Origin of the sequence: Marinobacter sp. (assembly GCF_041690455.1) — a bacterium.
In the GTDB taxonomy this organism is placed as follows: Bacteria; Pseudomonadota; Gammaproteobacteria; order Pseudomonadales; family Oleiphilaceae; genus Marinobacter.
This window is the reverse complement of record NZ_JAWLHI010000145.1, coordinates 1-3335: the sequence shown is the minus strand read 5'-3', so window position 1 is coordinate 3335 and position 3335 is coordinate 1. Positions and strand designations below refer to the sequence as shown.

3 protein-coding genes are annotated in these 3335 nt (G+C 62.4%); all 3 read right to left on the bottom strand.

All coding sequences use genetic code 11. From position 1 onward, the window contains the following. Positions 1-1161, bottom strand: a 1161-nt coding sequence (glcF, locus tag ACESMW_RS18785) for a glycolate oxidase subunit GlcF (protein ID WP_372988488.1), incomplete at its 3' end; no start/stop codon positions are given. Between the two features lie 2 nt (positions 1162-1163). Next, on the bottom strand, positions 1164-2231 hold the full coding sequence (glcE, locus tag ACESMW_RS18780; protein WP_372988487.1) for a glycolate oxidase subunit GlcE: 1068 nt from the start codon (positions 2229-2231) through the stop codon (positions 1164-1166). After that, positions 2224-3335, bottom strand: a 1112-nt coding sequence (locus tag ACESMW_RS18775; RefSeq protein ID WP_372988486.1) for an FAD-linked oxidase C-terminal domain-containing protein, incomplete at its 5' end; no start/stop codon positions are given. The genes ACESMW_RS18775 and glcE, both read right to left, overlap by 8 nt.

The following is a 3335-nucleotide window of genomic DNA, read 5'->3' as shown; positions in this document are numbered from 1 at the left end:
GGTTTCCAGGTGCGTCTGGCAGCCGATGTTGGCGGTCACGATGCGGTCCGGGTTGTCCACGGTCAGGGCCTTGAGCTTGTTGTCGAGCAGCTTCTGGCTCAGCTCGGGCTGCAGCACCGAGTAGGTGCCGGCGGAGCCGCAGCACAGGTGCTTGTCCCTGGTCTGCGCCAGTTCAACGCCGGCCCGGATCAGCACCTGCTCCACCACCCCACTCTGCTTCATGGCATGCTGCAGGGTGCAGGGGCAATGGAACGCCACCTTGCCCGGGCTCTGGTTGAGCTTGAGCTTTTCCAGGTCCTGCTGGAGCAGGAACGCGCCCAGGTCGGTGCACAGTTCGCTGACCTTCTTGGCCTTGGCAGCGTAGACCGGATCATCCTTCAGCAGATGACCGTAGTCCTGCACCATGGCACCGCAGCCTGAGGCGGTCATGACAATCGCCTCCGCGCCGGCCTCGATGGCAGGCCACCAGGCGTCGATGTTCTGACGCATCCGCTCCAGGCCTTTCTCATGCTCGGACAGGTGGTAGTTCACCGCGCCGCAGCAGCCGGCTTCTGGCGCTTCAACCATGGTGATGCCGAGCTTGTCCAGAACACGGGCTGCAGCTGCGTTGGTGTTCGGTGTTGCCGATGGTTGAACACAGCCGGCAAGGGCCAGCACGACCCGGTTATGACTGGCCGCGGGCCATGGGCTGGCGCTCTTGCGCGGCGGGACCTTGGTGCGCAGTTTTTCCGGAAGCACCGGGCGGAACACCTGCCCCATGCGCAGCAGCAGGCCGAACAGCTGCCGGTTCGGCAGCACCCGCGCCAGGCCCCAGCGCAGCCACTTGTCTTTCGGTTCCCGCGGAACTTCCTTCTCGATCAGCCCGCGACTGATATCCACCAGCCGGCCATACTGAACGCCGGACGGGCAGGTGGTCTCGCAACTGCGACAGGTCAGGCAGCGGTCGAGGTGATCCCGGGTCTTCTCGGTAATTTCCTCACCTTCCAGGAACATCTTCATCAGGTAGATCCGGCCACGGGGACCGTCACGCTCGTCGTTCAGTTCCTGGTAGGTCGGGCAAGTGGCGGTGCAGAAGCCACAGTGCACACAGGCTCTGAGGATGGACTCCGCCTCCTGTCCTTCGGGGGTATTGGAAAATTGTTGAACCAGATTCGTTTGCATAATTACAACCAGCTATAGAGACGGCCGGGGTTGAAGATGCCGTCGGGGTCAAACGAGTTCTTCACACGGCGCTGGATGGCTTTCAGCGCCTCGGGTTGGCTGTGCATGACTTCGCCGGAGCGATCGCCACCGCGGAACAGGCTCACCTGACCGCCGGCAGCCCTGGCCAGCGGCTCCAGATCTCCCTGGGTCGCCTCGCCACGGAACCAGCGCTGGGAGCCGGCCCAGTCGACGAACCAGTTGCCTTCAACCTTGGGGTTGGGCGCGGTGGAATCCATCGAGAAGCGCCAGAGTGGCACATCGTTGCCAGCGAAGAATTCGTGCTGCATGTCGCGCACCTGCTGCCAGAAGTCATCACCACCTTCCATGACCTCTCCGGACCATTTCTCGGCCGTGGCCTCGACAGCGGACCGGGCACCGGACAGGCGCAGGTAAACCTTGCCATCGACCCAGCATGCACCGGTAATGGGCTTGGGCTCACCGGCCCGGCGGTTCATGTAGTCGATGACCTCTTCCAGGGCCATTTCTTCTACCAGTGTGGCGGTGGCAGCCGGCTTGGGCATCACCTTCATGCTGATTTCAGTGATAGCACCGAGGGTACCCATGGCACCGGCCTGCAGGCGGGAGACGTCGTAACCGGCCACGTTCTTCATGACCTGGCCGCCAAAACGCATGTGCTCGCCCTTGCCGTTCAGCAGGCGGATGCCCAGTACCTGATCCCGGACCGAGCCGGTCCAGGGCCTGGCCGGCCCGGACAGATTACACGCCAGGGTGCCGCCGATGGTGGAAGCATCACCGAACCGGGGCGGCTCGAAGTGCAGGCACTGCCCTTCTTCGGCCAGCGCGGACTCGATGTCCTTGATCGGTGTACCGGCGCGCACGGTCAGCACCAGTTCCACCGGATGGTATTCCACGATACCCGTATGTTCGGCCAGGCTCAGGGTGCCGGCCTCCGGGTCAGCAGCGCGGCCCATGAATGCCTTGGTACCGCCACCGACGATGTTGAGTTTCTGCCCGTTGGTGCGGGCCTGGAGAACTTGCTCCTGTAACTGTTGGGTCATATCAGCCATGGGCGGCGTCCGTCTGTTCGTGCTTGTGTTGCTTGTGTTCGATGGAGCGGTATTCCTGACAGAACTTGAGGGTGGGAACCCCCTTGCCCGGGTTCAGGATGCCGGTCGGATCAAACGCGGCTTTGACGTCGTGGAACTGCTGCAGTTCCTCGTCGTTGAACTGCACCGCCATCTGGCGGATCTTCTCGACGCCGACACCATGTTCACCGGTGATACAGCCACCGACTTCCACACACAATTCGAGGATCTTGCTGCCGAATTCCTCGGTGATCTCGAATTCACCCGGAACGTTCGCATCGAACAGGATCAACGGGTGCAGGTTGCCGTCCCCGGCATGGAACACGTTGGCCACGCGCAGACCATACTCGTCGGACATCTTTTCCATCTCCAGCAGGACACGGGCAAGATGGCGACGGGGAATGGTGCCGTCCATGCAGTAATAGTCCGGCGAGATCCGACCGACCGCCGGAAACGCCGACTTGCGGCCTTTCCATAACAGGGCACGCTCTTCCTCGCTCTGGGAGATGCGGATCGACGTTGCCCCCAGCTTGCGGAAAACTTCCTCGGCCTCGGCGATGTGCTCGTGCACTTCTTCCTCGGTACCATCAACCTCGCACAGCAGCAGTGCCTTGGCGTCACGCGGGTAACCTGCCTGGGCAAAGTCGTCAGCGGCGATGATGGCGTGGCTGTCCATCATCTCCAGACCACCGGGGATGATCCCGTGGGAGATGATGCCGCCGACCGCATCGCCGCCCTTCTCCACACTGTCGAAGCCGGCCATGATTACCTGGGCAACTTCCGGGGTTGGCAGGAGTTTCACCTTCACTTCGGTAACCACACCCAGCAGGCCCTCGGAACCGGTAATCAGCGCCAGCAGATCCATGCCACAGCTATCCAGACCGTCGCTGCCAATGGTGATCAGGTCGCCCTCGGCGGTCACCATTTCGACACTCAGGATGTTGTGAACAGTCAGACCATACTTGAGGCAGTGCACGCCCCCCGAGTTCTCCGCCACGTTGCCGCCGATGGTACAGGCGATCTGGGACGACGGATCCGGGCCGTAATACAGGCCGTACCGAGCCGCTTCTTCACTGATGGCAAGGT